General features: G+C 60.1%; 20 protein-coding genes. 8 read left to right on the top strand and 12 right to left on the bottom strand.

The features are described from left to right. The first annotated feature begins 161 nt into the window (after positions 1 to 161). On the top strand, positions 162 to 1,442 hold the full coding sequence (locus GJA_RS21495) for an EAL and HDOD domain-containing protein (RefSeq protein ID WP_038496387.1): 1,281 nt from the start codon (positions 162 to 164) through the stop codon (positions 1,440 to 1,442). 67 nt (positions 1,443 to 1,509) lie between these two features. Here the strand turns inward: GJA_RS21495 and GJA_RS21490 are convergent, their stop codons facing one another. Together GJA_RS21490 and metH are read right to left on the bottom strand one after the other, a co-directional pair. Further along, positions 1,510 to 1,887 carry an SPW repeat protein gene (locus tag GJA_RS21490; RefSeq protein WP_051781219.1) on the bottom strand — a complete coding sequence of 126 codons (378 nt, stop codon included), beginning with the start codon at positions 1,885 to 1,887 and terminating at the stop codon, positions 1,510 to 1,512. A 100-nt stretch (positions 1,888 to 1,987) separates the two neighbouring features. Continuing rightward, complete coding sequence (gene metH / locus GJA_RS21485; RefSeq protein WP_038496385.1) at positions 1,988 to 5,797, bottom strand: methionine synthase; 3,810 nt, start codon at positions 5,795 to 5,797, stop codon at positions 1,988 to 1,990. On the opposite strand from metH, the gene GJA_RS27555 reads away from it, so the two are divergent. Beyond that, complete coding sequence (locus GJA_RS27555) at positions 5,694 to 6,068, top strand: hypothetical protein (protein ID WP_169803231.1); 375 nt, start codon at positions 5,694 to 5,696, stop codon at positions 6,066 to 6,068. The genes metH and GJA_RS27555 overlap by 104 nt on opposite strands. A 166-nt stretch (positions 6,069 to 6,234) precedes the next feature. Here GJA_RS27555 and GJA_RS21480 read toward each other — a convergent pair whose 3' ends face one another. Then, positions 6,235 to 6,561: a hypothetical protein gene (locus GJA_RS21480; protein ID WP_061301559.1), complete on the bottom strand. Its 327-nt coding sequence runs from the start codon at positions 6,559 to 6,561 to the stop codon at positions 6,235 to 6,237. On the opposite strand from GJA_RS21480, the gene GJA_RS21475 reads away from it, so the two are divergent. Next, entirely contained in the window at positions 6,560 to 8,779 is a 2,220-nt protein-coding gene (locus GJA_RS21475) for an IPT/TIG domain-containing protein (RefSeq protein WP_061301560.1), read from the top strand. The two genes, GJA_RS21480 and GJA_RS21475, sit on opposite strands and share 2 nt — an antisense overlap. Positions 8,780 to 8,878: 99 nt before the next feature. On the opposite strand, the gene fmt is transcribed toward GJA_RS21475, so the two are convergent. Both fmt and def read right to left on the bottom strand, forming a co-directional pair. Further along, on the bottom strand, positions 8,879 to 9,835 hold the full coding sequence (gene fmt / locus GJA_RS21470) for a methionyl-tRNA formyltransferase (RefSeq protein WP_038496377.1): 957 nt from the start codon (positions 9,833 to 9,835) through the stop codon (positions 8,879 to 8,881). 77 nt (positions 9,836 to 9,912) lie between these two features. Continuing rightward, positions 9,913 to 10,455: a peptide deformylase gene (gene def / locus GJA_RS21465; protein WP_038496374.1), complete on the bottom strand. Its 543-nt coding sequence runs from the start codon at positions 10,453 to 10,455 to the stop codon at positions 9,913 to 9,915. 353 nt (positions 10,456 to 10,808) lie between these two features. On the opposite strand from def, the gene GJA_RS21460 reads away from it, so the two are divergent. The 4 genes from GJA_RS21460 (at position 10,809) to GJA_RS21445 (ending at position 16,502) form a co-directional block, all read left to right on the top strand. After that, the gene (locus GJA_RS21460) at positions 10,809 to 11,909 is read left to right on the top strand and encodes a LysM peptidoglycan-binding domain-containing protein (RefSeq protein WP_038500696.1); all 1,101 of its coding nucleotides are present in this window, start codon (positions 10,809 to 10,811) and stop codon (positions 11,907 to 11,909) included. Between the two features lie 7 nt (positions 11,910 to 11,916). Beyond that, positions 11,917 to 13,044, top strand: coding sequence for a DNA-processing protein DprA (gene dprA / locus GJA_RS21455; RefSeq protein WP_051781217.1), 1,128 nt, complete (start codon positions 11,917 to 11,919; stop codon positions 13,042 to 13,044). A 55-nt stretch (positions 13,045 to 13,099) separates the two neighbouring features. Further along, positions 13,100 to 13,564, top strand: a complete 465-nt coding sequence (locus tag GJA_RS21450; protein ID WP_038496371.1) for a Smg family protein — start codon at positions 13,100 to 13,102, stop codon at positions 13,562 to 13,564. Positions 13,565 to 13,859: 295 nt separating this feature from the next. Continuing rightward, positions 13,860 to 16,502, top strand: a complete 2,643-nt coding sequence (locus GJA_RS21445; protein ID WP_038496368.1) for a DNA topoisomerase III — start codon at positions 13,860 to 13,862, stop codon at positions 16,500 to 16,502. A 134-nt stretch (positions 16,503 to 16,636) separates the two neighbouring features. Here GJA_RS21445 and GJA_RS21440 read toward each other — a convergent pair whose 3' ends face one another. The 7 genes from GJA_RS21440 to GJA_RS21410 all read right to left on the bottom strand — a co-directional run bounded on the left by GJA_RS21440 (position 16,637) and on the right by GJA_RS21410 (position 23,422). Beyond that, complete coding sequence (locus GJA_RS21440; protein ID WP_038496365.1) at positions 16,637 to 17,341, bottom strand: hypothetical protein; 705 nt, start codon at positions 17,339 to 17,341, stop codon at positions 16,637 to 16,639. A 71-nt stretch (positions 17,342 to 17,412) separates the two neighbouring features. After that, positions 17,413 to 18,825, bottom strand: coding sequence for an alkaline phosphatase (locus GJA_RS21435; RefSeq protein WP_038496362.1), 1,413 nt, complete (start codon positions 18,823 to 18,825; stop codon positions 17,413 to 17,415). A 51-nt stretch (positions 18,826 to 18,876) separates the two neighbouring features. Further along, positions 18,877 to 20,319: an alkaline phosphatase gene (locus GJA_RS21430; RefSeq protein ID WP_038496359.1), complete on the bottom strand. Its 1,443-nt coding sequence runs from the start codon at positions 20,317 to 20,319 to the stop codon at positions 18,877 to 18,879. Positions 20,320 to 20,442: 123 nt separating this feature from the next. Next, on the bottom strand, positions 20,443 to 21,162 hold the full coding sequence (locus GJA_RS26335; protein ID WP_144241615.1) for a hypothetical protein: 720 nt from the start codon (positions 21,160 to 21,162) through the stop codon (positions 20,443 to 20,445). A 92-nt stretch (positions 21,163 to 21,254) separates the two neighbouring features. Continuing rightward, positions 21,255 to 21,737, bottom strand: a complete 483-nt coding sequence (locus GJA_RS21420; RefSeq protein WP_038496356.1) for a cupin domain-containing protein — start codon at positions 21,735 to 21,737, stop codon at positions 21,255 to 21,257. A 177-nt stretch (positions 21,738 to 21,914) separates the two neighbouring features. Beyond that, on the bottom strand, positions 21,915 to 22,391 hold the full coding sequence (locus GJA_RS21415) for a hypothetical protein (RefSeq protein WP_051781211.1): 477 nt from the start codon (positions 22,389 to 22,391) through the stop codon (positions 21,915 to 21,917). Further along, a complete protein-coding gene (locus tag GJA_RS21410; protein WP_038496353.1) occupies positions 22,388 to 23,422 on the bottom strand; it encodes an NADP-dependent oxidoreductase in 1,035 nt (344 codons plus the stop codon). Before GJA_RS21410 ends, GJA_RS21415 begins: the two co-directional genes overlap by 4 nt. Before the next feature lie 101 nt (positions 23,423 to 23,523). On the opposite strand from GJA_RS21410, the gene GJA_RS21405 reads away from it, so the two are divergent. Continuing rightward, positions 23,524 to 24,453 (top strand): LysR family transcriptional regulator, encoded by a 930-nt coding sequence (locus tag GJA_RS21405; RefSeq protein WP_038496350.1) that lies wholly within the window; start codon positions 23,524 to 23,526, stop codon positions 24,451 to 24,453. The last annotated feature ends 226 nt before the right edge of the window (positions 24,454 to 24,679 follow it).

Below are 24,679 nucleotides of genomic sequence, written 5' to 3'. Positions count from 1 at the left end.
TCGTCATTTCTCAACGACAAGGGCAGGCATTACTGCCAAAATATTTACCAAGCCGACACAAATTAACCATCAAGCCGACACAAATCAGGTACAGTATTATCAATATTCAACCATGGCGTGCAGTTTGACGCATGTCACTCGACATGAATGATAAAGATTTAATGATCGATATTTCCAACACCGACCCGACCCCCAAACCTTTGCGCGTGCGCGAATTTTATTTGGGCCGCCAACCGATCCTCGACCGGAATCAAGCCTTGTTTGGCTATGAGTTGCTATTCCGCAACGCCCCGGTCGGCCCGGCCAATATCACCAGCGACTTGTCGGCCACCGCGTCCGTGATCGCCCATGCCTCGCAACTGGGCATGGAAAAGGTCATCGGCGATGCGCTCGGCTTCGTCAATGTCGATGCCGACGTGATCATGAGCGATATCTTTGTTTTCTTGCCACGCGAAAAAGTCGTGCTGGAAATCGTTGAATCGATGCAAGTCACGCCCGAGATTTACCAGCGTATCACTGAACTGGTCGGCCACGGCTTCACGTTTGCGCTCGAAAACGTGGTCAACGACAGCCAGCAAGTGCAGCAATTGCTGCCGCTGGTCGAGTATGTCAAGATGGACATGAGCAGCGTCGATCCGGCGACCTTGGCCACGCTGGCGCCGCGCTTCAAGCTCGACAAGAAAAAGCTGGTGGCCGAAAAAGTCGAAACCCGCGAAGAATTCAGGACCGGCCTGGAGCTGGGCTTCGATTACTTCCAGGGGTATTATTTTGCCAAGCCGGCCATCATGACGGGTAAAAAACTGTCGCCGTCGCAACTGGCGGTGATGGAATTGATGACCCTGGTCACATCGGACGCCGATAACCTGGACATTGAACGCGCCATCAAGGGCGATGTGTCGCTGGCCTTGAACTTGCTGCGCCTGGTCAATACGCCAGCCGTCGGCGCGCGCCAGCGCATCGATTCGCTGAGCCAGGCGGTGACGGTGCTGGGCCGCCGTCAATTGCAGCGCTGGCTGCAAATCATGCTGTACGCCGAACCGAGCAAGCGCGGCCACAGCATGACGCCGCTGCTGATGCTGGCGACCACCCGTGGCCGCTTGCTCGAATTGCTGGCGCATAAATTACGTCCGAATCATGCCCATTCGGCCGATGTCGCCTTCACGGTCGGCATCATGTCGCTGATGGATACGCTGTTCGGCGTCTCGATGGAAGACATCCTGAAACAGATTCCCGTGATCGATGAAGTGGCCGAAGCATTGCTGACGCGCACAGGTTTTTATGGCGACTTGCTGCGCCTGGCCGAATGCATCGAACGCATCGAAGACCTGGAAGACCAGATCGTGCCGACCTTGCGCGAACTGGCGATGTCGCCGGACGATTTGGTCGAGCTGGAAATGGCGGCGTACGAATGGAGCGACAACGTGGTGCGCTACGCGGTCTGAGTGGGGAATAATTGATTCAAGCGGCGCCTTGCGAGGCGCCGTTTTTTATTAGAGGGTACGCAAGGCATCAGGTTGCCGCGCCGGCGCCCGGCCAATGCTTGAGCAATTCCGGATCGGTACGTAATTCCCACAAGGCCAGTACCGCTACCGCGATGCCGACGATCAAGGAGTTCCACGTCATCGGACCGCGGTCGGCGATTTGCAATACCCACGGCGACACCGCGACCCAGATCCCCAGCGCGAGGTTGAGCACCACCGCCCAGAAATAGGTCTTGTACAAATCGAAGGCGGCCAGCACCGCGATGACCAGGCCGGAAATGACGGCATTGGCCACTTCGGGCCTGTCCGCGGCATCGGCGAACGCCCACGGCGATACGATCAGCCATAAGCCGAGTACCAGGATCAGCTGGTCTTGCCAGCGTTTCAGCGATTGATTGATTGCCATATTGCCTCCTAAGCTAGTCATGAAAATGCCAGGCCGGGGAGTACAACGCAAGCTCCCGCCGGCGTACTGAGTTAGTACGCCCGGCGCGAAAAAAGTTCAATCAGGAGAGGTTGGGCGCCAGCCAGCGTTCCATGTCCTCCCTGGCCACGCCGCGCCGCTTGACCATGTCGTTCAGCTGGTCGTCGCCGATCTTGCCGACCACGAAGTATTTCGATGCGGGGTGGCCGAAATAAAAACCGCATACCGCCGCGCCGGGAAACATGGCGTACGATTCGGTCAGCATCATGCCGATGTCCTCGGCTTGCAAGACCTTGAACATGTCGGACTTGACCGTGTGTTCCGGGCACGCCGGATAACCGGGCGCCGGGCGGATGCCGCGGTATTTTTCAGCGATCATGTCGTCGTTGCTGAAGGCTTCGTCCGGCGCATAGCCCCATAAATCCTTGCGCACCCGCTCATGCAGGTATTCGGCGAACGCTTCGGCCAGCCGGTCGGCCAGCGATTTCAGCATGATCGACGAATAATCGTCGTGCGCGTCTTCGAAGCGCTTTTCGTATTTCTCGATGCCGAGGCCGGACGTGACGGCGAACATGCCGATGTAATCCTTCAGGCCGGATGGCCGGCCATCGACCAGTTTCGGCGCGATAAAATCGGCCAGGCACTGGTTCGGCCGCTGCAGACCATCGACCACCGGTTTGACGCCTTGCTGGCGCAAGCCGTAATAGGTGAACGCCACGGTGGAGCGCGATTCGTCGGTATAGATTTCGATATCGTCGTCGTTGACGCTATTGGCCGGTAGCAAGGCCACCACGCCGTTGGCGGTCAGCCAGCGGCCGTCGATCAGTTTTTTCAGCAGCGCCTGGCCTTCGGCGAACACCTTGGTGGCGGCGTCGCCGACCACTTCATCGCTCAGGATCGCCGGGTACGGGCCGGCCAGGTCCCAGGTCTGGAAGAACGGGCCCCAGTCGATGTAGTGGGCGATGGTGGCCAGATCGACATTCTTGAACACGCGGCGGCCGATGAATTTCGGTTTCACCGGCGCGTCATCGCCGTCGAACGGCACGATCATGCGGTTGGCGCGCGCGGCCGCCAGCGACAGGGTCGGCAGCGCTTTTTTATTGGCGTGCTGTTCGCGGATGCGCGCGTAATCGCGTTCGATTTCTTCGACGTATTTGTCGCGCTGCTCCGGCGTCAGCAGCGATTGCGCCACCGATACCGAACGCGACGCGTCCGGCACATACACCACCGGGCCCTCGTAATTGTGGGCGATCTTGACGGCCGTATGGGCGCGGCTGGTGGTGGCGCCGCCGATCAGCAGCGGAATCTTGAGCATGCGGAAATGGTCGTCGCGCTGCATTTCCTTGGCAACATACGCCATTTCTTCCAGCGATGGCGTGATCAGGCCGGACAGGCCGATGATGTCGGCATTTTCCAGCTTGGCGCGCGCCAGGATTTCGGAGCAGGGCACCATCACGCCCATGTTGACCACTTCAAAGTTATTACACTGCAAGACCACCGACACGATATTCTTGCCGATGTCATGCACGTCGCCCTTGACGGTGGCGATCACGATCTTGCCCTTCGGCTTGGCGACGATGCCGGTGCGCGCTTCCTCGCGTTTCTTTTCTTCCTCGATGTACGGGATCAGATGGGCCACCGCCTGTTTCATCACGCGCGCCGATTTGACCACTTGCGGCAAGAACATTTTTCCTTGTCCAAACAAGTCGCCGACCACGTTCATGCCGTCCATCAACGGCCCTTCGATCACGTGGATCGGCCGGCCGCCATTGCCCAGCAATGCCTGGCGCGCTTCCTCGGTATCGTCGACGATCCATTGGGTGATGCCATGCACCAGCGCGTGCGACAGACGCTGCTGCACCGTGCCTTCGCGCCAGGCCAGGTTTTGCACTTCGGCCTTGCCGCCGGCCTTCAAGGTGCCGGCGATGTCGATCATCCGCTCGGTCGCGTCCTCGCGCCGGTTCAGCACCACGTCTTCGACCCGTTCGCGCAATTCCGGATCGAGGTCGTCGTAGACGCCCATCATGCCGGCGTTGACGATGCCCATGGTCATGCCGGCCTTGATCGCGTGGTACAGGAACACGGTATGGATCGCTTCGCGGGCCGGATCGTTGCCACGGAAGCTGAACGAGACATTCGACACGCCGCCCGAGATCTTGGCGTAAGGCAGGTTTTCCTTGATCCAGCGGGTCGCGTTGATGAAATCGACGGCATAGTTATTGTGTTCTTCGATGCCGGTCGCGATGGCGAAGATGTTCGGGTCGAAAATGATGTCTTCCGGCGGAAAGTCCAGCGCATCGACCAGCAGGTGGTAGGCGCGGGCGCAAATTTCGATCTTGCGCTCGAAGGTGTCGGCCTGGCCTTTCTCGTCGAAGGCCATGACGATCACGGCCGCGCCGTAGCGCCGGCACAGCCTGGCCTGGCGCAGGAATTCCGCTTCGCCTTCCTTCATCGAAATCGAGTTGACGATGGCCTTGCCCTGCACGCATTTCAAGCCCGCTTCGATGACCGACCATTTCGACGAGTCGATCATGATCGGCACGCGCGAAATGTCCGGCTCCGACGCGATCAGGTTCAAGAAGCGCGTCATCGCGGCCAGCGAATCGAGCATCGCCTCGTCCATATTGATATCGATCACTTGTGCGCCATTTTCGACTTGCTGGCGGGCAACCGACAATGCATCATCGTATTGCTCGTTCAAGATCATGCGCGCAAAGGCCTTGGAGCCGGTGACGTTGGTGCGTTCGCCGACGTTGACGTACAGCGACTCTTCATTGATGGTGAACGGTTCCAGTCCCGACAGGCGCAAGTCGTGCGACTTGGCGGGCACGCTGCGCGGCGTGTTTTTCGACAGCAATTCAGCGATGGCGGCGATATGTTCCGGCGTGGTGCCGCAGCAGCCGCCGGCGATGTTGATGAAGCCGCTGTCGGCGAATTCGCGCAGCAGCGCCGACGTGTCGGCCGGCAATTCGTCGAAACCGGTGTCGCTCATCGGGTTGGGCAAGCCGGCGTTCGGGTAGATGCAGACAAAGGTGTCGGCGATTTTCGCCAGTTCTTCGGCGTACGGGCGCATCAGTGCGGCGCCCAGCGCGCAATTGAGGCCGATCGTCAGCGGCTTGGCATGGCGCACCGAGTTCCAGAAGGCGGGCACGGTCTGGCCTGACAAGATGCGTCCGGACGCATCCGTGACGGTGCCGGAAATCATCAGCGGCAAGCGCACCACGTGCGGGTTTTCTTCGTAGAACAGGTCGATCGCGAACAGCGCGGCCTTGCAGTTCAAGGTATCGAAAATGGTTTCGACCAGCAGCACGTCGGCGCCGCCTTCGACCAGGCCGCGGGTTTGTTCGAGGTAGGAGGCGACCAGCTGGTCGAAGGTGATGTTGCGCGCGGCCGGGTCGTTGACGTCGGGCGAGATCGACGCGGTCTTCGGGGTCGGCCCGAGCGCGCCGGCGACGAAGCGCGGCTTGTCCGGCGTCGAGTATTTATCGCAGGCGGTGCGCGCCAGCCTGGCGGCTGCGACGTTCATTTCGTAGGCCAGGTGCGCCATGTGGTAATCGTCCTGGGCAATCGTGGTGGCGCCGAAGGTATTGGTTTCGATCAAATCGGCGCCGGCCGCCAGATAGCGCTCGTGGATTTCCTGGATGATGTGCGGCTGGGTCAGGGTCAGCAACTCGTTATTGCCCTTGACGAACAATTCACGCGAACCGCTGTCGGCCGGCGCGGCGAAATCGATGAAGCGGCCTTGCGGTCCGCCCCGGTACGCCTCTTCGTCGAGTTTGTATTGCTGGATGATGGTGCCCATTGCGCCATCCAGAATCATGATGCGGCGGACCAGTATCTCGCGCAGCAAGGTTTCTGTCGGAGAGATGGCGGGGGGCACGGTAGCGTTCATGTCAGGCTTTCAAGAGGCGACTGGGGCTGCGGCGGTGGATGTCACCGGGCCTAAAATTATACGGCATCAGGCTGCTTTAGTTTTGAGCAATGGCCATCGGCTGGCCGCTGGCGCTGTTGCCGCGTCGCACTTTTCATTTTTGCCATTTCACATGCTGGAAACAAGTTCCAGAAAGACATCACCGTCACATATTTTTCAAACTTTTTTCAAGTCTATTCATTGGCGAATAGTTGCAAGAAAAAATATTTATTTTCATAGTGAGATTTGGTGAGAATTTGTGAAATTTGGAGAGATTCAACTTAATTTTCGGTAAATATTCCGGCTGAATTATTTATTTATTTAATTAAGTAATGGGTATTAATAGTTGCCTTCAGGAATTGAAGGCGTGGATAATGGTGAGTATTCCATCCTTTTAAAGTGATATATGACTTTCCCGCCTACTTTTTCGTTTCGATTATTCGCTCGTGCCAGTGCGCCACGCAGAACAGGATCGCTGTCATGAAAAATCGTTTTCTGATCACCCTTTTCACTCTGCTGAGCCTGTCCGCATGCGGCGGCGGCGGATCCGATTCCGGGGCCGTTTCCAGTACCAATAGCACGGTGGTGACATCCTCCAGCGTGACCAGTGTTACTAATGCGAATAGCCCGGTCAATACTAATATAGTAGTTAATGGCAGCAATCTGGATAATGTCAGCCGTTTTGAATTGGCCGGCCAGGTTTTAAAAATCGTCAGTGCCGCCAAAACGACAGCGACATTGACCATGCCATCGGCCCCGGTTTCCGGTCTGCTGGCGCTGGTGTCGGGTTCCGGCACCAGCAACACCGTGTTCCAGTTGAACGCCTATGTGCCATTGGCCGTCACCGATGTCAGCCCGGCCACCGGCGGCGCCGGTTCCACCGTGACCGTGACCGGCAGCGGCCTGTCGGCGCTGACCAGTGTGCAATTTGCCAACAGCAGCAGCGCCACCGTGGCCAGCCCGCATGGCGACAGCAGCGTCAGCTTCGTGGTGCCGGCCGGTGCGGCCAGCGGCAACCTGACCTTCATCGGCACTTACAACCAGTTCACCACCAGCAGCCCGTACACGGTATTGCCGGTGGCGACGGTGAGTTCGCTGTCCAGCCAGGCCAGCGGCAACGCCTTGTCGATTACCGTGCTGGGTACTAACCTGGGCAGCGTGACCGGCGCCAAGGTCGGTGCGGCCACAGCCAGCATCGTCAGCGCCAGCGACACCCAGCTGGTGTTGTCGGCCGCGCTGGGCAGCACCGGCAACGTGGTGTTGAGCGCGCCGTCGCGCATCGATGTCAACGCCGGCACGATTTCGGTGTTCAACATCGGCAGCATCGATTTTGACCAGGTCTACAATGTGAATGCCAGCGACGCCGCATTAAAACTGTCGCAAGGCAAACCTGCGGCGGTGCGCGCGGCGGTGCTGACCAATACCGGCGCCGGCCGGGCCAGCCCGCTGGTGACGCTGGAAGCCAGCTCGAAGACAGGCATCTTGCTGGGCCGCCTGACCATGAGCGGTCCTGCGACCTTGCCTCTGAGTAAAGATGACTATGCCTTGTCGACCACCTTCAATACGGTCTTGCCGGCCGCCTGGGTACAGCCCGGCCTGCAAGTGAAAATCATCGCCGCGCAAAGCGACGGCAGCGCCGCGATCAGCCAGTCGGCCACGCCGGCGGTGGCGAACGCCGCCAAGATCCGGGTGGTGCTGGTGCCGCTGATTTCCGCCACCGGTACCTCGCAGGTGCCGGACATGGGCAAGATCCGCGATGCATTGGCGCGGGTGTATCCGTATGCGGCCGCCGATATCACGGTGACCCAGCGCGCGCCGCTGCAAGTGGCCGGCAGCAGCCGCGACAATAGCTGGTGGGAAGCCACGCTGAGCCAGCTGGAATCGGTGCGCAAGCAAGAAGATACGGGCGCGTTTTATTACGGCCTGGCCAGCGATCCATCGACCACCCGCACCGCCGGCCTGGCTTATATCGGCGACCGCGCCAGCGGCACCGCATGGAGTTCGGCGGTCGGCCTCGACGCGCGCTGGACTTTCCAGGTATCGACCGATCCGTTCGGCAACGCCTGGCCCGAGTGGCTGACCACGCTGGTGCATGAAATCGGCCACAACCATTCGCTGCTGCACGTCGATTGCGGTTCGCCGGCCGGCGTCGATCCGGCGTATCCTTACCCGAACGGCAACCTGGGCAGCAAGGGCATCTACAACAGCCTGTATGGCGATACCCAGCTGGGCCAGTTGAGCAAGCCGGCCAATAACGCCAACGGCACCAGCACCCAGATGAAGGACGTGATGAGTTATTGCGGCGGTTCCTGGTTCTCCGACTACAGTTATGCCCGCGTGCAGCAATTCCTGAGCAACCGCAGTGTTGCCAATGCCCAGGCAAGTTTGCTGGCGGCCAGCGTGCTGGTGCCGGAAAACGGCTTCCTGACCATTTCCGGCAAGATCACTGCCAGCGGCGTGCAATTGAATGCGCCGGTGGCGTCCGGCGCGCGTCTGCAAGCTGAAGTGATGAGCAATAGCCATCATTACACCTTGCGCGTGACCACCGGCGCCGGGCAAACCATCGACGTGCCATTCAATGCGGCCAGCCTGGCCGACCATGGCGGCGAGATGAGCCATTTCTGGGTCAGCCTGGTCAATCCGGGCGATATCAGCGACTTGCAGGTATTCGATCAAGACAAGGCCTTGCCGCAACTGGGGCAGCGCAAGGTCAGCAAGACCGATGCCGCCAATGTCAGCACGTCGCTGGCCAATGGCAAACTGAGCTTGACCTGGAATGCCGCGGCGGAACCGAATGTGGCGGTATCGTATGTGGCCGCGAACGGCAGCCGCAGCGTGCTGGCGTCGTCGCTGAGCGGCGGCAGCGCAACGCTGGACGTGCGCAGCCTGGCCGGCGGCGGCACGTTTGAAGTCAGCCTGGCGACTGCGCTGAAGGCGCGCCTGGTGCGGGTGCCGAACCAGTAATTGATAGTAGACAGGGAAAGGCAGCCGCCGCGGCGGCTGCAAAGGATGGAAGGCCGGGCAGTGGCGACACTGTCCGGCCTTTTTTATTGCGCTGTAGTCTTATGAGAAACGCAGGCCGTCGAGCGCAAAGCCCTTGATGAATTCGGCCGCCGGCAAGCGCTTGCCGCCCGGCTTTTGCAAGGCGGTCAGGCGCAGCGAACCGCTGCCGCAGGCCACCACGATGCCGTGCTGGGCGTCGGCCGCCAGTACTTGTCCCGGCGCCTGCTTGCTGTCGGCCTCGATCACTTCGGCGGCCCACAGCTTGACGGTGACGCCGCCGATTTGCCCGTGCGCGCCGGGGAAGGGATTGAAGGCGCGGATTTTCAAGCCCAGTTCCAGCGCCGGCAGGCTGAAGTCGAGCGCCGCTTCTTCCTTGCCGATCTTGGCCGCGTAGGTAATGCCCGCTTCCGGTTGCGGCACGGCTTCCAGCGGCCCTTGCCGCATCTTGCGCAAGGTATTGACGATCATCTTGCCGCCCAGCGCCGCCAGCTTGTCGTGCAGCGTGGCGGTCGAGTCGGCCGCTTCGATGGTCACCCGTTCGATCGCCAGCATCGGGCCGGTATCCAGGCCTTCATCCATGTGCATGATGGTAATGCCGGTTTCATCGTCGCCGGCCTCGATGGCGCGGTGGATCGGCGCGGCGCCGCGCCAGCGCGGCAGCAGCGAACCGTGGATATTGATGCAGGGGTGGATCTCGAGCGTGCTGCGCGGCAAAATCAGGCCATAGGCGGCGACCACCATTACATCGTAGTCGGTGGCCAGCAAGCGTTGATGGGCGATGGTTGCTTCGGCGGCGCGTTGCGGGTCCTTGCTGTCCATGCGCAGCGACAGCGGCTGCAAGACGTCGATGCCATGCTGCTGCGCATATTGCTTGACGGCCGAAGCGTGCAGTTGCATGCCGCGTCCGGCCGGGCGGTCCGGCTGGGTCAGCACCAGCGGGATCTCGAAACCCGCTTCATGCAAGTCCTTGAGGGCGGTGGCGGCGAATTCGGGCGTGCCCGCGAAGATCACTTTCATATTATTCCCTGGTGTGTCTTTGCGCAGTGCGCGTTTTGCCCGGTCCGCGGCTGGCGCCATGGGCCGGGCCGGCGGAATCAGAAGCGGCGGCCTTGCGCGCGCAGGCTGGCTTCGCGTTCCAGGCCACGGATTTCCTTGACCATCTTGGTTTTGATGCGGTTGCGTTTCAGCGGCGACAGGTATTCGACAAACACCTTGCCCAGCAAGTGATCCATTTCATGCTGGATGCACACCGCCAGCAAGCCGTCGGCCGCCACTTCGAACGGTTTGCCGTGCAGGTCGAGCGCGCGCACCTTGACTTCGGCCGGCCGTTCGACGCCGTCGTACACGCCGGGCACCGACAGGCAGCCTTCGTCGTAGACTTGCTTGGTTTCACTGGCCCAGATGATTTCCGGGTTGATGAACACTTGCAGCGCATCCTTGGTTTCGGTGATGTCGATCACCAGCAATTGCTGGTGCACATCGACTTGCGACGCGGCCAGGCCGATGCCGGGGGCGTCGTACATGGTTTCCGCCATGTCGGCGACCAGCGCCGCCAGTTTCTCATCGAATACGGTGACGGGTTTGGCGACCGTGTGCAGGCGCGGATCGGGGTAACGCAGGATATTTAAAATGGACATACGAATTCGGCTAATTTCGGCTAATGGTTGCTGGTTGCTGGTAGTGGTGACTACACGATCAAGTATAGAACAGTGCGGGCTTGTATCGGACCGGGTCGGGCATTGTTGCGAAACAATCCAGTGCTGGTCAGGGCCTCACAGGCAACAGCGTGAGCAGCGCGCTGTTTATTTTGCCAGTTCGCTTGCCAGTGCAAATTTTTGTGGGCAAAATTTGATTCAGTTCGGCAATTTTTATCGCTGGCAGGACCGGGTTTTACCTGCGCTATCGGTCACCGGGTGATACAGTTCAAGCTGGAGGCGTTTCGCGCTTTCCATCCATGCCGGACACTTCGGCGCACTTATCGGATCTGTTAATGGAAAATTTTAGCACAGTCGGGCCGCGCATTGTGGCTGCCGCGCTTTTTACACTGGCCTTGTGCACCGGCGCGCAGGCCGCCACGTGCGCCTTCTTGCCGAATGCGCCGGACCAGCATGTGGTGGTCAAGGGCGACACCTTGTGGGATATTTCCGGCCAGTTTCTGGAACATCCATGGTGCTGGGGCCAGGTATGGGGCTTGAACCGCGCAGAAATCCGCAACCCGCACTGGATTTATCCGGGCCAGATCGTCTATTTCGACCGCAGCGCCGGGCGCTTGCGTCTGGGCAGCCCGGTCGCCGCCAGCGATGCGGCGTCCTTGCCTCCGGAGCAACGCCTGTCGCCGCAACTGCGCACCGAAGGTTTGGGCAAGGATGCGGTGCCGGCGATCGCGCCGAGCGTCATCGAACCGTTCCTGTCGCAACCGCTGGTGATCGAAAAGGATGAATTGGCCCACGCGCCGCGCATCGTCGCGACCGAGGAAAACCATGTCTTCCTGGGGCGCGGCGACAAGGCGTATGTGCGCGGCGACTTAAATGGCGGCAACGCCTTCCAGGTGTTCCGTCCCGGCCAGGCGTTGAAAGACCCGGTCAGCGGCGCCGTGCTCGGTTATGAAGCCTATTATTTAGGCAGCATCAATTTAAAGACCGCCGCCAGGGCGCCGGCCGATATCCATACCTTCATCGTCGGCAGCGCCAAGCAGGAAATGGGCGCCGGCGATTACCTGCTGGCCACGCCGCCGGTGCCGTTCAATAATTACGTGCCGCACCCGCCCGAACAAAAGATCGATGGACGCATCATGTCGATTTACGGCGGCGTTACCCATGCCGGCCAAAACCAGATCGTCACCGTCAATCGCGGTGTTGTTGACGGACTCGATAGCGGCGCTGTGCTGCAGTTGTATCATGAAGGGCAGACGGTCAGCGATCCGACCGCCAGCAAAGGTTTGTTTGGCCTGCGCAATCCGACCGTCAAATTGCCGGACGAGCAATATGGCACTGTATTTATCTTCCGTGTGTTCAAGCGTATTTCGTATGGCTTGATCATGCAAGTGACGGAGCCGGTGCAAGTCGGCGACGCCGTTCTTTCACCGGAGTAACATCGCCGTGGCTGCCACGGAGACCAGGCAGCCATCCATCACCGAGCACGAGCTGGCCGCCTGGCTGCGTTTGCAGCATAGCGCCGGCATCGGGCCGGTGGCCGCGCGCGCCTTGCTGGCCCGTTTCGGTTTGCCGGACGCCATCTTCGAAGCCGGCTTCGAGGCGCTGCATTCGATCGTGCCGGAGAGCGCGGCGCGCGGCTTGTGCGGCGCGGCGCCGCCCGCGCTGCAATTATCGGTCGAGCACACGCTGGCCTGGCTGCAACAGCCCGGCAATGCGATCCTGACGCTGGCCGATGCCGCGTATCCGAAACTGTTGCTTGAAATCCACGATCCACCTTTGTTGATTTACATCAAAGGTCGTATCGACTTGCTGGCGCGCCCGGCGCTGGCGGTGGTCGGCAGCCGCAATGCCAGCGCACAAGGGGTGGCCAATGCGGCGGCGTTTTCGCAAGCGCTCAGTCTGGCTGGATTGACCATCGTGTCCGGGCTGGCGCTGGGGATCGATACGGCGGCGCACCACGGTGGCCTGGCCGGGCCCGGTTCGACGGTGGCGGTGATCGGCACCGGCATCGATATCGTGTATCCGCGCCGTAACTTGGCGCTGGCGCACCGCATCGCCGACCAAGGCTGCCTCATCAGCGAATATCCGCTCGGGCTGCCTGCGATGCCGGGCAACTTTCCGCGCCGTAACCGGCTGATCAGCGGCTTGTGCCGCGGCGTGCTGGTGATCGAGGCGGCGGCCCAGTCCGGTTCGCTGATCACAGCGCGGCTGGCGTGCGAGCAGGGCCGCGACGTGTTTGCGATCCCCGGCTCGATCCATTCGGCGCTGGCCAAAGGCTGTCACGCGCTGATTAAACAGGGCGCCAAGCTGGTCGAGTCAGCTGGTGATGTATTGCAGGAAATGCAAGCGATGGTGCATACTAATGTGCAAGGCACTGTGCCGGAAGCAAGCTGCGCACTGGAAGACGCCGGCTTGCTGGCCGCACTGGGCCATGATCCGGCCGACGCCGACACGCTGGCGGCCCGCACCGGGCAGGACGCCGCTGCGGTGCTGGTCCAGTTGCTGAACCTGGAGCTGGCTGGCTTGCTGGAAAAATTACCTGGTGGCATGTTTCAACGCTGCCGTATCTGAATCGCCGATGGCGCAGGGCTTGTGCCTAAGCGAGCTTAACTGATAGAGTAGAGCCATGTTCGACATCCTTGTATATCTCTACGAAACGTATTACCGCCCCGATGCCTGCCCTGAACCGGCCGCATTGGCGAAGAAACTGTCGGCCGTCGGTTTTGACGATGTGGAGATTTCCGAGGCGCTGGTGTGGCTGACCGACTTGACCGCGATGGCTGGCGTCGAGCATTCGTTGACGGCGTCGTCGACCGGCACCCGCTTTTATGTCGAAGAAGAAAGCGACGTGCTGGGCACGGCCGCGATCGGTTTTATCCAGTTCCTCGAAAGCGCCAAGGTGCTCAGTCCGCTGCAGCGCGAAATCGTCATCGAACGCGCGCTGGCGCTGGACGAATCGCCGGTGGCGCTCGGCAAACTGAAAGTCATCGTGCTGATGCTGTTGTGGAGCCAGGGCAAGGAACCGGACGCGCTGATGTTCGACGACCTGTTTGGCGGCGACGATGAACAGGCGCCGCGCCTGCTGCATTAATAGTGGCAAGGATGGTGACGCGTATCCGTGCGTTGACATGCCTTGATTTTCCGCAATAGCTTCCCCGCGACAGCCCCAGCGTTCCCTGCTTGCCATACTGTAGGCGATATGCCGCATGACGCCGCATCGCACTGGTGGCGCACTTGCGGATTCAGCGCCAACCCGCTTATCATTGGCCGCTTGACAAGACTGTAAGTTACCCTGTGCCGTGTATGGAAAAGTGTCGACGCCTTGCGATGCACTGTATGATGCGCATGCTGAACCTATCCCAGAGCACCTTGAGAGACCTAAATATATGACCAAAACCCTCATCATCGCCGAGAAGCCTTCTGTCGCGAACGATATCGCGAAGACGCTTGGCGGCTTTACCAAGCACGATGAGTACTTTGAATCGGACCAATACGTGCTGTCGTCGGCAGTCGGTCACTTGCTGGAAATCGCCGTGCCGGAAGAGCACGACGTCAAGCGCGGCAAATGGAGTTTTACCCATTTGCCGATGATCCCGCCGTATTTCGCGCTGAATCCGATCGCCAAGACGGAAGCGCGGCTCAAAGTATTAAACAAGCTGATCAAGCGCAAGGACGTTACCACCCTGATTAACGCCTGCGACGCCGGGCGCGAAGGCGAGCTGATTTTCCGCCTGATCGCGCAAAACGCGAAAGCGAAGCAACCGGTCAAGCGCCTGTGGCTGCAATCGATGACGCCAGGCGCGATCCGCGACGGCTTCACCCATTTGCGCAGCGATGAAGAAATGATGCCGCTGGCCGACGCGGCCCGTTGCCGTTCCGAGGCCGATTGGCTGATCGGCATCAACGGCACCCGCGCGATGACCGCGTTCAACTCGAAAGAGGGCGGGTTTTATTTGACCACCGTGGGCCGGGTGCAAACCCCGACGCTGTCGATCGTGGTCGAACGGGAAGACAAGATCAAGAAATTCGTGCCGCGCGACTACTGGGAAGTGCGCGCCGAATTCGTCTGCGCGGCCGGTATCTATGAAGGCCGCTGGCTGGACACCAAGTTCAAGAAAGACGAAACCGATCCGGAAAAACGCGCCGAACGGCTGTGGAGCAAGGCCGCCGCCGACTCGATCGCCACTGCTTGCCGCGGCCGCCAGGGCAATGTTACCGAGGAATCGAAACCGACCACCTCGATGGCGCCGGCGCTGTTCGACCTGACCAGCTTGCAGCGCGAAGCGAACTCGCGTTTCGGCTTTTCAGCCAAGAATACGCTGGGCCTGGCGCAAGCGCTGTATGAAAAGCACAAGGTGTTGACCTACCCGCGTACCGATTCGCGTCACTTGCCGGAAGACTACATGCCGACCGTCAAGCAAGCGTTGGAAACGGTTATGCAAAGTAATAACTACCACCAGTTTGCCAAGCAAATCCTGGACAAGGGCTGGGTCAAGCCGAACAAGCGTATTTTCGACAATACCAAGATTTCGGATCACTTTGCGATCATCCCGACCACCATCGCGCCGAAAAACCTGTCCGAGCCGGAACAAAAGCTGTATGACCTGGTGACGCGCCGTTTCATGGCGGTGTTCTTCCCGCCGGCTGAATTCCAGGTCACCACCCGCTATACCGAAGTGTCCGGCCACCAGTTCAAGACTGAAGGCAAGGTCATGACCAATCCGGGCTGGCTGGCGATCTACGGCAAGGAAGCATCGACCGACGACGACAAGGAAGGCAATGCCAACGGCAACCTGGTGCCGGTCGCCAAAGGGGAAAAAGTACAGACGGAAAAAGTCAGCGCCAACGGCCTGGTCACCAAGCCGCCAGCGCGCTACACCGAGGCAACCTTGCTGTCCGCCATGGAAGGCGCCGGCAAACTGATCGACGACGATGAATTGCGCGATGCGATGGCCGGCAAGGGCCTGGGCACGCCAGCCACCCGCGCCGCCACCATCGAAGGCTTGCTGACCGAACGTTACCTGATCCGCGAAGGCCGCGAATTGATGCCGACCGCCAAGGCGTCGCAATTGATGACCTTGCTGCGCGGCCTCGGCGTCAACGAATTGACCGCGCCGGAATTGACCGGCGAATGGGAATACAAGTTGTCGCAAATGGAAAAAGGCAAGATTTCGCGCGACGAGTTCATGCGCGAAATCGCCCAGATGACCCAAATCATCGTCAAGCGCGCCAAGGAATACGACAACGACACGATACCGGGCGACTATGCGACCTTGCACACGCCATGCCCGAATTGCGGCAGCGTGGTCAAGGAAAACTATCGCCGCTTTGGGTGCACCAAGTGCGAATTCTCGATGAGCAAGACGCCGGGTTCGCGCCAGTTCGAAATCGCCGAAGTCGAGGAATTGCTGAAAGAACGCACCATCGGGCCGCTGCAAGGTTTCCGTTCGAAAATGGGCCGTCCGTTCGCGGCCATCTTGCGCATCGTGCGCGATGAAGAGATCAAGAACTTCAAGCTGGAATTCGACTTTGGCCAGAACGACGGCGAAGGTGAAGATGGCGAAGGCGTCGATTTCACCGGCCAGACCGCGCTCGGACCGTGTCCGAAGTGCGCCGCCGGCGTCTACGAAATGGGCCTGGCCTATGTATGCGAAAACAGCGTCGCGAAACCGAAAACCTGCGATTTCCGCAGCGGCCGCATCATCTTGCAGCAAGAAATCTTGCCGGAACAAATGGCAAAATTGCTCAACGATGGCAAGACCGACTTGTTGCCGGGTTTTATTTCGCAGCGTACCCGCCGGCCGTTCAAGGCTTTCCTGGTGCGCGCCAAGGATGGCAAGGTGAGCTTCGAGTTTGAAGAACGCAAAGCCAAGTCGGGCGCGGCTAAGGGCAAGGCCGCAGCGGCCGACGATGGCGTCGAAGGCGAAGCGGCGCCAGCCAAGGCGGCCGTCAAGAAGGCTGCCGTGAAGAAGGCGCCGGTGAAAAAAGCGGCGCTCAAGAAAGCCCCGGCCAAGAAGGCCGCAGCCTAGGCGTCAATGCCGGGTGGTTGGACCCAGGCGACAACGGCGGCAACATGATGATGTTGCCGCCGTTTTTTATGCGGGGCCGTCGACCATGACGGATCTCAAGCCATGGTGGCGAGCCCGTCAGGGAGGGGCCAGCGTCAGTCGAGGAAGTCGGAATATTCCTTTTGACCGTAAGCTTTTAATTTCATCCACGGCAAGTCGTGGCGGGTAGCGGCCTGCACGCTCACCTCGACGCGGCGGTAAAAATTGTTGCCTTTGTCGCCGCTTTCGATCACCAGCGGAATCTGCTTTTGCCCATTCCACAGGATGCGCTGGAACACGCCGTTTTTTTCCACCTCGTGCCAGCGCGCGCCCGGCACGCCGGACGGCTGTTTAGCCAGCGGCATGGCGGCGACCAGTTCCGGGGCCAGCAAATAAAAGGCGTTGTCCCAGGAACCATCGAAATTGACGTTGCCGTATTCGGCCTTGGGTACCGCGATCACTTGTTTTTCATGGGCATCAATATATTCGACGCTGACCTTGTTTTTGGCCAGCATCACATGGCGCGGCAGCACCACGTAATTGAATTCCTTGTGTTGATGTTCTTGTTTCAGCGACACTTTCTGCTTGCCGCCCGGCTCTTCTTCTATTGATTTCGGCAATACCCGCTCGGTCCACACATGGCCGGGACGGCGCAGCATTCTTTCCTGGTAACGGCTTTCGCGGGTCACGCCTTCCGGCGTCAGCACCCGGCTGTAATAAGTGATCGCCAAGTCGAGATCCGGCGCAGGCGCGGCGGCCCGGGCCATACCGCTGGCGGCACTGGCGGCCAGCAATGTCGCTAATAACACGGACCATTTCATGTCTTGCCTTTCAAGCGCAACGGGGCGGGCGGTCTCGCCGCAGCAAGGCCGCCGCTGTCATCGATGGGCGGTTACAAACCGAACGCGTTTTTCAGCAAGCCGAATACCTTGGTGTTATCCAGCGTGCCTTTGAAGGTTTTCGCGCCGGCACCGGTGGCGAACAGTTTCACGTCGCCGCCGCCGTGGGTTTCGCTGGCCAGGCGCACGCCGGTTTCTTGCAGATAGTTGTCGCCCAGTGCGGTGGCGCTGTCGACATTGCCGCGCAGCGCGGGACGGTTCGGGCCGTTGCCGAATACCAGCGTGGTGTAGGTGTTGCCGTCGGCATCCTTGCTCGGCTGGCCGGTCTTGTAGTCGCGGTTGATGTCGAGGATGGGATTGCCGCGCTTGCCATAGCCGTTGAAGGCCAGCGTGTGGTCGTGGTCGGCGGTGACCACGATCAGCGTGTCGGCCAGCGTCGGGTCGGTCAGCCTGATCTTGTCCAGCGCGGCCTTGATGGCGTTATCGAAGGCGATGGTGTCGACCAGTGCGCGCTTGGCGTTGATGCCGTGCAAGGCGTGGTCGATGCGGCCGCCTTCGACCATCAGGAAATAGCCATTGGCGTTTTGCGACAGCAAGTCGATCGCCTTGACGGTCATTTCCGCCAGGCTAGGCTGGGTCGCGCCTTCGCCCAGCGGTGGGGTGGCGGTGCGGTCCAGTTCATATTCCAGATGGCTTTTGCTGCTGTACAAGCCGATGAATTTCTTGTTATTCGGCGCGGCGACCATGTCGGCCTTGGTGGCCGCCACGGTGTAACCCTTGGCGGCGAATTCCGTCAACAGGTTGCGGCCGTCGGCGCGGCCATTCTTGTTGGTGGCGGAAAACGGCGTGTAATGGTTGCGACCGCCGCCCATCAAGACATCGACGCCATCGAGCAGCGCGGCATTGTAGCCGGCGCCGCCCGGCACGCTTTGCGCGGCGATCGCATATTGCGCATTGCGGTTGCAGATATGCGCAAAGGTGGTGGCCGGCGTGGCGTGGGTCAGTTCGGTGGTGGTGATCGCGCCGACCGCCTTGCCCTTGGCTTTGGCCAATTCCAGGATGGTGCTGGCCGGCGTGCCGTTGGCGGCGTTTTGCGCCGGGCAATGATCGATGCCGAGGTTGCCGTTGGCATCCTTGCCCGGTTCCCTGGCGACGGTGTTTTGCGACATCGAGATGACTTCATTGTTCATCTTGACGCCGGTCATATAGGCCGCCATCGACGGTGCGCTGTCGGTGGTTTGCGCATCGTTGGAGTAAGTCTTGATGCGCGCCGTGCGTTCCAGCGTATCCATCGTCAGGCTGCCGGTTTCGCCGTATTGCATGATGCGCGCGGCGGTCACGGTGGCCGGACCCATGCCGTCGCCGAGGAAAAAGATGACGTTCCTGGCATCGGCGGCGTGGACGGCAGGGGCGAACGAAGCGGCCAGCGCCAGGCCCGGCAGGGACAGTTTCAGTACAGGTTTCATGGTCATTATCCAGTGTTCGTGTGGTACGGATCGACAATTACAGATCGACAATTACAGGCCGACGGCGTTTTTGACCAGGCTAAACACCCTGGTGTTGTCGATGGTGCCGAGGAAAGTGTCGGCCCCCCTGCCGATGGCGCCGAGGAAGACATCGGTGCCGCCGTGGGTTTCATTGCCGGCCGATACGCGTATCACGGCTTCCTGGTGGTAAGTATTGGCGCTGGTGACGGTGTCATCGAGACTGGCCATCGCGGCCCGGCTGGACTGAGTGCGGTTTTCGCCATTGCCGAAACCGATGATCGGGTACGGTGCGCCATCCAGGTCTTTTTCGACATTGCCGGTGACATAGTTTTTGACGACGCCCAGCACGCCCGGATTGCCTGCCGCGGTCTTGCCGGTGCGCTTGGCGTAGCCGTTCAACACCAGCGTGTGGTCATGGTCGGCGGTGACCACGATCAAGGTGTTTTTCAAGTCCGGATCGGCCAGCCTGGCCTTGGCGATAACGGCCTTGATCGCGTTGTCGAATGCGACGGTATCTTGCAGCGCCTTCCTGGCGGTGGTTTCGTGCAGCGCGTGATCGATGCGGCCGCCTTCCACCATCAGGAAATACCCTTTCTTGTTTTTTGCCAGCACCTCCATCGCCTTGGTGGCCATGTCGGACAGGCTCGGTTCCCTGGCCGGATCGCGGTCCAGGTCGTAGCTCATGTGGCTGGACGTGAACAAGCCGAACAGGCGTTCGGTCTTGCCGGCATCGACCGCGTTGAAATCGGCTGCGTTACTGGCCACGGTGTAGTTTTGGGCTTTCATTTCGGCGACCAGGTCGCGGCCGTCCGAACGCTTGCCGCCATCCTTGGCGGGGGTAAAGAATTGCTTGCCGCCGCCCAAGACCACCTCCAGGCCGCTGCTGCCCAGCGCACTGTTGTAACCGGCGCCGCCCGGCACCATCGCCGCGGCAATGTCGTTTTCCAGGTCGCGGTGGCAAATATGCGCATAGGTCGCCGCCGGCGTCGCGTGGGTGATGCGGGTGGTGGTGACGACACCGGCCGATAAGCCTTTCGATTTTGCCAGTTCCAGCAGCGTGGTGGCTGGCGTACCGTTGCTGGCGCCGCAATGATTGGCCAGTTTGTTGCCGTTCGCATCATTTGCCGGATCGATGGCGAGCGTGTTTTGGGACATCGAGATGACTTCATTGTTCATCTTGATACCGGTCATGTAGGCCGCCATCGATGGCGCGCTGTCGGTCACTTGCGCATCATTGGAGTAAGTCTTGACGAAGGCGGTTTCCGGCAAGGTATCCATGGCCAGCTCGCCATCCTCGCCGACCGCATAAATCCGCGCGGCGGTCATCGTGGTCAAGCCCATGCCGTCGCCGAGGAAGAAAATAACGTTCTTGGGCGCTACCTCCGCTTCCTTTTGGTAATCGCTGCCGCAAGCGGCCAGCATCAGGGCAATCGCCATGCTGGCGCCAGCGGCGGAAAATTTTCTGCGTGTCATGTGATCGATCCGGCTCTGTTGAAAGAAGATAGAAAGATAGCAACTGTTTATGACAAGATAATGACACTATGATATGTGTTTTAGAGACTGACTAGTTAGCGACATGACAAATGATGCGGTGGTTTATGCGATAGCGCTGATACGCCATTGGCTGGCAGTTTGTATCGGAAAAGCGAAGTGTTGGCCGGGTAAACAGTTTGTGATGTCGGGCATGGTGAAGATCGTACTGTTTTCCAGCCAAGAATGATTCGACTCGACAATGCGCCAACTGCTCGTCCCGCGTGTGCGCCGCAGCAGCGAAAACTGGTTTCCCGCCGTCGCCGGAAAGTGACCGCTTGCATCGCCGCAGGCCCAGGCCGCCCAGTCTGCGCTGGCGATCAGGTAGGCTACTTTGCCGGAGTCATCGAGGCTTTCCAGCCGCATGCCGGTCATCGGCCCAGTCGCCACGCGCAGCCAGTCTTCCTGGTAGCTGGCGTCGAGGCCATCTTCATGCAGGTTGTCGGGCGTGTCGAAACGCATCAGGCCGGCGTCGAGTTCGGCGCTGATGGCGGGGAAGGCGATTTCCGGGCGCCACTCACAGCGCTCGCCGTCGACCACGGTGATGCCGGCGAAGCCGCTCTGGGCGCCGAAAAGCACCAGTTGTCCCGGCGGCAGGCTGGCCAGCGCGGCTGCTTGCGCCAGCCGTGGGCGGTCTTGCGGAATGCGCACGTCGATATGGAAGCGGGCCGACTGGAACCACCAGACGCTGGTCGTCAAGTCGATTCGGCCGTCGCTGCGGAAGATGCCGGTGCGCCGCCACAAGCCCTGATAGGGCGGGGGGATGGCGGGAACAGAACAGGTCATGGAATAAGTGTATTCAGGATGATAAAAAAGCCTGGAATTTCCACTCCAGGCTTCAAGCCGATGATCGTCAAATATAAAAACTGTCAGCTATTTTATTTTGTATCCGCGATAAAATGGTCGTCCGCGCCGGCCGGGATGGGAATGTATAAACGCTCCCACTTGTCGCCGTCCACCAGATCCCAGGTGTGGCCTTTGCCTTTGACATCTTCGGCAAGCAAAATGGTGCCCGGTTCAATGATAAAGGTGTCGCCATTGCTGACCTTGAATTTCAGTTTGCCATTCAAGGTGACGACGTATTGCATGCGCGGCGCGGGATGGGCGACTTTCTGATACGCCTCCACCCTGGTTTGCGCGAAGAAATGGGTTGCCGGAAGATGCACCTCGGTTTCCAGCTTGCCATATTCAAACGTGCAATCGCCATTGGGCAAATTGATTAATCTGACCGCCTTCAAATAGGTCGGCGCCACTGCTTCCTTGTGATTCGCTGCCGTGCTGGCATGCGTCGTGGTTTGTGCCGATGCGCTGCCAAAAATTGCCAGCGTCGTTAATGCCAAAATGGATAATCTTGTTTTCATTTGATTTGTGTATGGGCGTGTGAATGTATTTTTAATGATTAGCGTCGCATGGCATCAACGATGTTTTATTGGGTGCCATGCTGTTTCCCACTGTATCTTTTGCTACGCCAATAAGCAATGGTGTCCACTATGTAATACTTGTTTCACAGCTAAGGAGAGTTGCCGAACGATATAGCTTTACAGTTTGAGGTACAGCACCACTTTTTCGACCACGATGGTGACGTCCTTGTATTGTGTTTTGCCGTTTTGTTCGAAATGCCCCAGCACCACGTCGGCCTTGAATTGTTTCAGCGGATTTTTCGATTCCGGCGACAATCGGTTCAGCTCGAATTCTTCCGGGGCGATGGTCCATAAGTCGGTCTTGCCTTCGAGCCGCTGGCGCAGCGCCGCATCGATCTTTTGATCGGCGGCATGGAAGGTGAAGATGACCTGGTAGTCGTGCGGCGGATGGGGCATCGGCAAGTGCGTCGCATACAGGGCGTTCTTGCCGCCAAACATGGCCATGCCATGTGTGCCCCAGGTCGGCATGGCGATGTTACGTGCGTTTGCGGCTGGCATGTTCATGCCCGGCATGGCTGCGTCGGTCGCCAGCGCGTTCAGCGACAGGTTCAGCGACAATAGCGCGCCGCATAGCATCAATAGGCGTTTCTTCATGCTTTCACCATCAGTTTGCCGCGGTGCTCGCCGCCGAATAGCGAGTTCAGTGCGTGCGGTAATTGTTCAAAACCTTCGATGATGGTCTCCTCGAAAATGATCTCGCCGGCCTTGACCCAGGGGCCGACGATGCGGCGCATTTCATCCATCCGGTGCAGGTAGTCGCGCGCCAGCATGCCCTGGATGGTGGCGCGCTGGTACAGCAAATGGTGCAGCAGGCGCGGTCCCTGTTGCGGATTTTCCAGGCCGCCGCTGTACTGGCTGATCTGGCCGCAAATGACGATGCGCGCGCGCCGGTTGATCAGGGGAATGACCGCGTCGGTGATGATGCCGCCGACATTGTCGAAATACACGTCGACGCCGCCGGTCAGGCGCTTGATGTCGGCGCTGAGCGCGTCGGCGTCGGCAAACGCCTTGTAATCGACGGCCCAGTCCAGTTTCAAGGTGTCGCGCAGCCAGTCGCACTTGGCGGCGCCGCCGGCGATACCCAGTACGCGCGCGCCGTGGCGCTTGGCGAATTGCGCCACCAGCGAGCCGACCGCGCCGGCCGCGCCGGACACCACCACCACTTCGCCGGCGTGCGGCTTGCCCGACTCGGTCAGGCCGAACCACGCGGTGCGCCCGGGCATGCCGAGCACGCCCAGCGCGGTGGTCACCGGCGCTTGTTGCGGGTCGATCAAGGTCAATCCCGCTGCATTGACCTTGGCGTGGGTTTGCCAGCCGCTGTAGGCGCTGACCCAGTCGCCCGGCGCAAACGCGGGGCTGCTGGAAACCAGCACTTGCGCCACCACCGTGCCCGCTTGCACGGTATCGAGCGGATGCGCGTCGCTGTCGTAGGTCGGCTTGCTGGACTGGCCGATGCGCATATACGGGTCGACGCTGAAGTAACGCGCCTCGATCAGCACTTCGTTGGCGGACAGGCTGGTATCGAGTCTCTGTTCGACCAGCTGGTAGTGTTCGGGAGTGATTTCAGCCAGCGGCTGCTTGCGGTAAATCCACTGGCGCTGGGTCAGGCTGCGCGGTGTCGTCATGGGGTTGGTCTCGCTAAAGAATCGGGATGGTATGATGGTAGGACGCATTTGATATCCGGTAAAGCAACTTAAATTCACTATTCGTATCCCATCAGGACATCATGAACTTGTCTGACTTGCGCATTTTTGTCAGCGCCGCGCGCCGCCCATCGCTGGGCGCCGCCGCGCTGGAAATGCATTTGACGCCATCGGCCGTATCGAAGGCGCTGAAACGGCTGGAAGACAGCCTCGGCACGCCGCTGTTCGACCGTTCCGCAAAACAACTGGTATTGAACGACAGCGGCCAATTGCTGTTGAGCCGCGCCGCCACCTTGCTGGCGCTGGCCGACCAGGCCAAGACTGACATCATGGGCGAGAAGGCATCGCTCGATTGCCGCATCGGCGGGCCGGCGATCTTGCTGTGGCGCCATGGGCACATGTTGTCGAACGCCTTGCGCGCTTATCCGCAAGGCAGCTTGCGCATGCTGGCCATGTTCGAGGAAGAAGCGCTGGGCGCATTGGCGCGCGGCGATATCGATGCGGCGCTGGTGACCGGCGAGGTGGTCGCCGGGCGCGCTGAACATTGGTCGTCGGAATGGCACACCACGCCGCTCGGCAGCGTCACGCTGCACCTGGTGGCGGGTCTGAACCATCCACTGGTACGGCAATTGTCGTCGGACGGCGAGCGCTTGTTGCACACCAGTAGCGCCGAGGTGTTGCGGCATGACTTCGCCAGCCCGTCGCGCTCGCTGTTTTGCGGCGCCCGGCGCGGCCCGCGTTCCGACGGCTGGCGCGACGATGAATTGCCGCGCAAGATACGTTACTGGAGCGACGACTTGCAATTGCTGTTGGGCTTCGTCAAGGCCGGCGATGCGCTGGCGTATCTGCCCGATTTTGCCTTGGCCGATACCGGTTTGCGGCGCATCCAGGTCGATGATTGCGCCTTTGAATGTACCGAACAAGTGGCGCTGGTGTGGAACCGCCATCAGGCCGGCGACTGGTTGCGGCAAGTGGCGCACATGCTGGAGGACGAGTCGGGCGCGAGCGGCTGACAACGTCCATGGCGGCCTTGCTACCGCCTGCCCTGAACGCTTGCCTGAACGCGGATAGCCGAAAATTGCATCGATTCATGCAATGAAAAGCTGAACCTTTTTCAGGGGGAGTGATATTAAGGCATGTGAGAGAGGCCCATTCCACTCGCCTGCAAGGGTAGCTGTCATGTTCCTTCAAGAACACCACGCAGTTGACGGAGCTGGTTGATGACCATGCATTCTTGTT

Origin of the sequence: Janthinobacterium agaricidamnosum NBRC 102515 = DSM 9628, assembly GCF_000723165.1 — a bacterium.
Classification (GTDB): Bacteria; Pseudomonadota; Gammaproteobacteria; order Burkholderiales; family Burkholderiaceae_D; genus Janthinobacterium; species Janthinobacterium agaricidamnosum.
Note: the sequence above shows the minus strand (reverse complement) of the source record. Positions and strands in the feature narration are given on the sequence as shown.

Excerpts from the sequence above, each read along its gene's own strand:
- GJA_RS21495 (WP_038496387.1), top strand. The coding sequence starts at position 162 with ATGATCGATATTTCCAACACCGACCCGACCCCCAAACCTTTGCGCGTG.
- GJA_RS21490 (WP_051781219.1), bottom strand. The coding sequence starts at position 1,887 with ATGGCAATCAATCAATCGCTGAAACGCTGGCAAGACCAGCTGATCCTG.
- GJA_RS27555 (WP_169803231.1), top strand. The coding sequence starts at position 5,694 with ATGATGGTGCCCATTGCGCCATCCAGAATCATGATGCGGCGGACCAGT.
- metH (WP_038496385.1), bottom strand. The coding sequence starts at position 5,797 with ATGAACGCTACCGTGCCCCCCGCCATCTCTCCGACAGAAACCTTGCTG.
- GJA_RS21475 (WP_061301560.1), top strand. The coding sequence starts at position 6,560 with ATGCCATCGGCCCCGGTTTCCGGTCTGCTGGCGCTGGTGTCGGGTTCC.
- GJA_RS21480 (WP_061301559.1), bottom strand. The coding sequence starts at position 6,561 with ATGGTCAATGTCGCTGTCGTTTTGGCGGCACTGACGATTTTTAAAACC.
- fmt (WP_038496377.1), bottom strand. The coding sequence starts at position 9,835 with ATGAAAGTGATCTTCGCGGGCACGCCCGAATTCGCCGCCACCGCCCTC.
- def (WP_038496374.1), bottom strand. The coding sequence starts at position 10,455 with ATGTCCATTTTAAATATCCTGCGTTACCCCGATCCGCGCCTGCACACG.
- GJA_RS21460 (WP_038500696.1), top strand. The coding sequence starts at position 10,809 with ATGGAAAATTTTAGCACAGTCGGGCCGCGCATTGTGGCTGCCGCGCTT.
- GJA_RS21450 (WP_038496371.1), top strand. The coding sequence starts at position 13,100 with ATGTTCGACATCCTTGTATATCTCTACGAAACGTATTACCGCCCCGAT.
- GJA_RS21445 (WP_038496368.1), top strand. The coding sequence starts at position 13,860 with ATGACCAAAACCCTCATCATCGCCGAGAAGCCTTCTGTCGCGAACGAT.
- GJA_RS21440 (WP_038496365.1), bottom strand. The coding sequence starts at position 17,341 with ATGAAATGGTCCGTGTTATTAGCGACATTGCTGGCCGCCAGTGCCGCC.
- GJA_RS21435 (WP_038496362.1), bottom strand. The coding sequence starts at position 18,825 with ATGAAACCTGTACTGAAACTGTCCCTGCCGGGCCTGGCGCTGGCCGCT.
- GJA_RS21430 (WP_038496359.1), bottom strand. The coding sequence starts at position 20,319 with ATGACACGCAGAAAATTTTCCGCCGCTGGCGCCAGCATGGCGATTGCC.
- GJA_RS26335 (WP_144241615.1), bottom strand. The coding sequence starts at position 21,162 with ATGACCTGTTCTGTTCCCGCCATCCCCCCGCCCTATCAGGGCTTGTGG.
- GJA_RS21420 (WP_038496356.1), bottom strand. The coding sequence starts at position 21,737 with ATGAAAACAAGATTATCCATTTTGGCATTAACGACGCTGGCAATTTTT.
- GJA_RS21415 (WP_051781211.1), bottom strand. The coding sequence starts at position 22,391 with ATGAAGAAACGCCTATTGATGCTATGCGGCGCGCTATTGTCGCTGAAC.
- GJA_RS21410 (WP_038496353.1), bottom strand. The coding sequence starts at position 23,422 with ATGACGACACCGCGCAGCCTGACCCAGCGCCAGTGGATTTACCGCAAG.
- GJA_RS21405 (WP_038496350.1), top strand. The coding sequence starts at position 23,524 with ATGAACTTGTCTGACTTGCGCATTTTTGTCAGCGCCGCGCGCCGCCCA.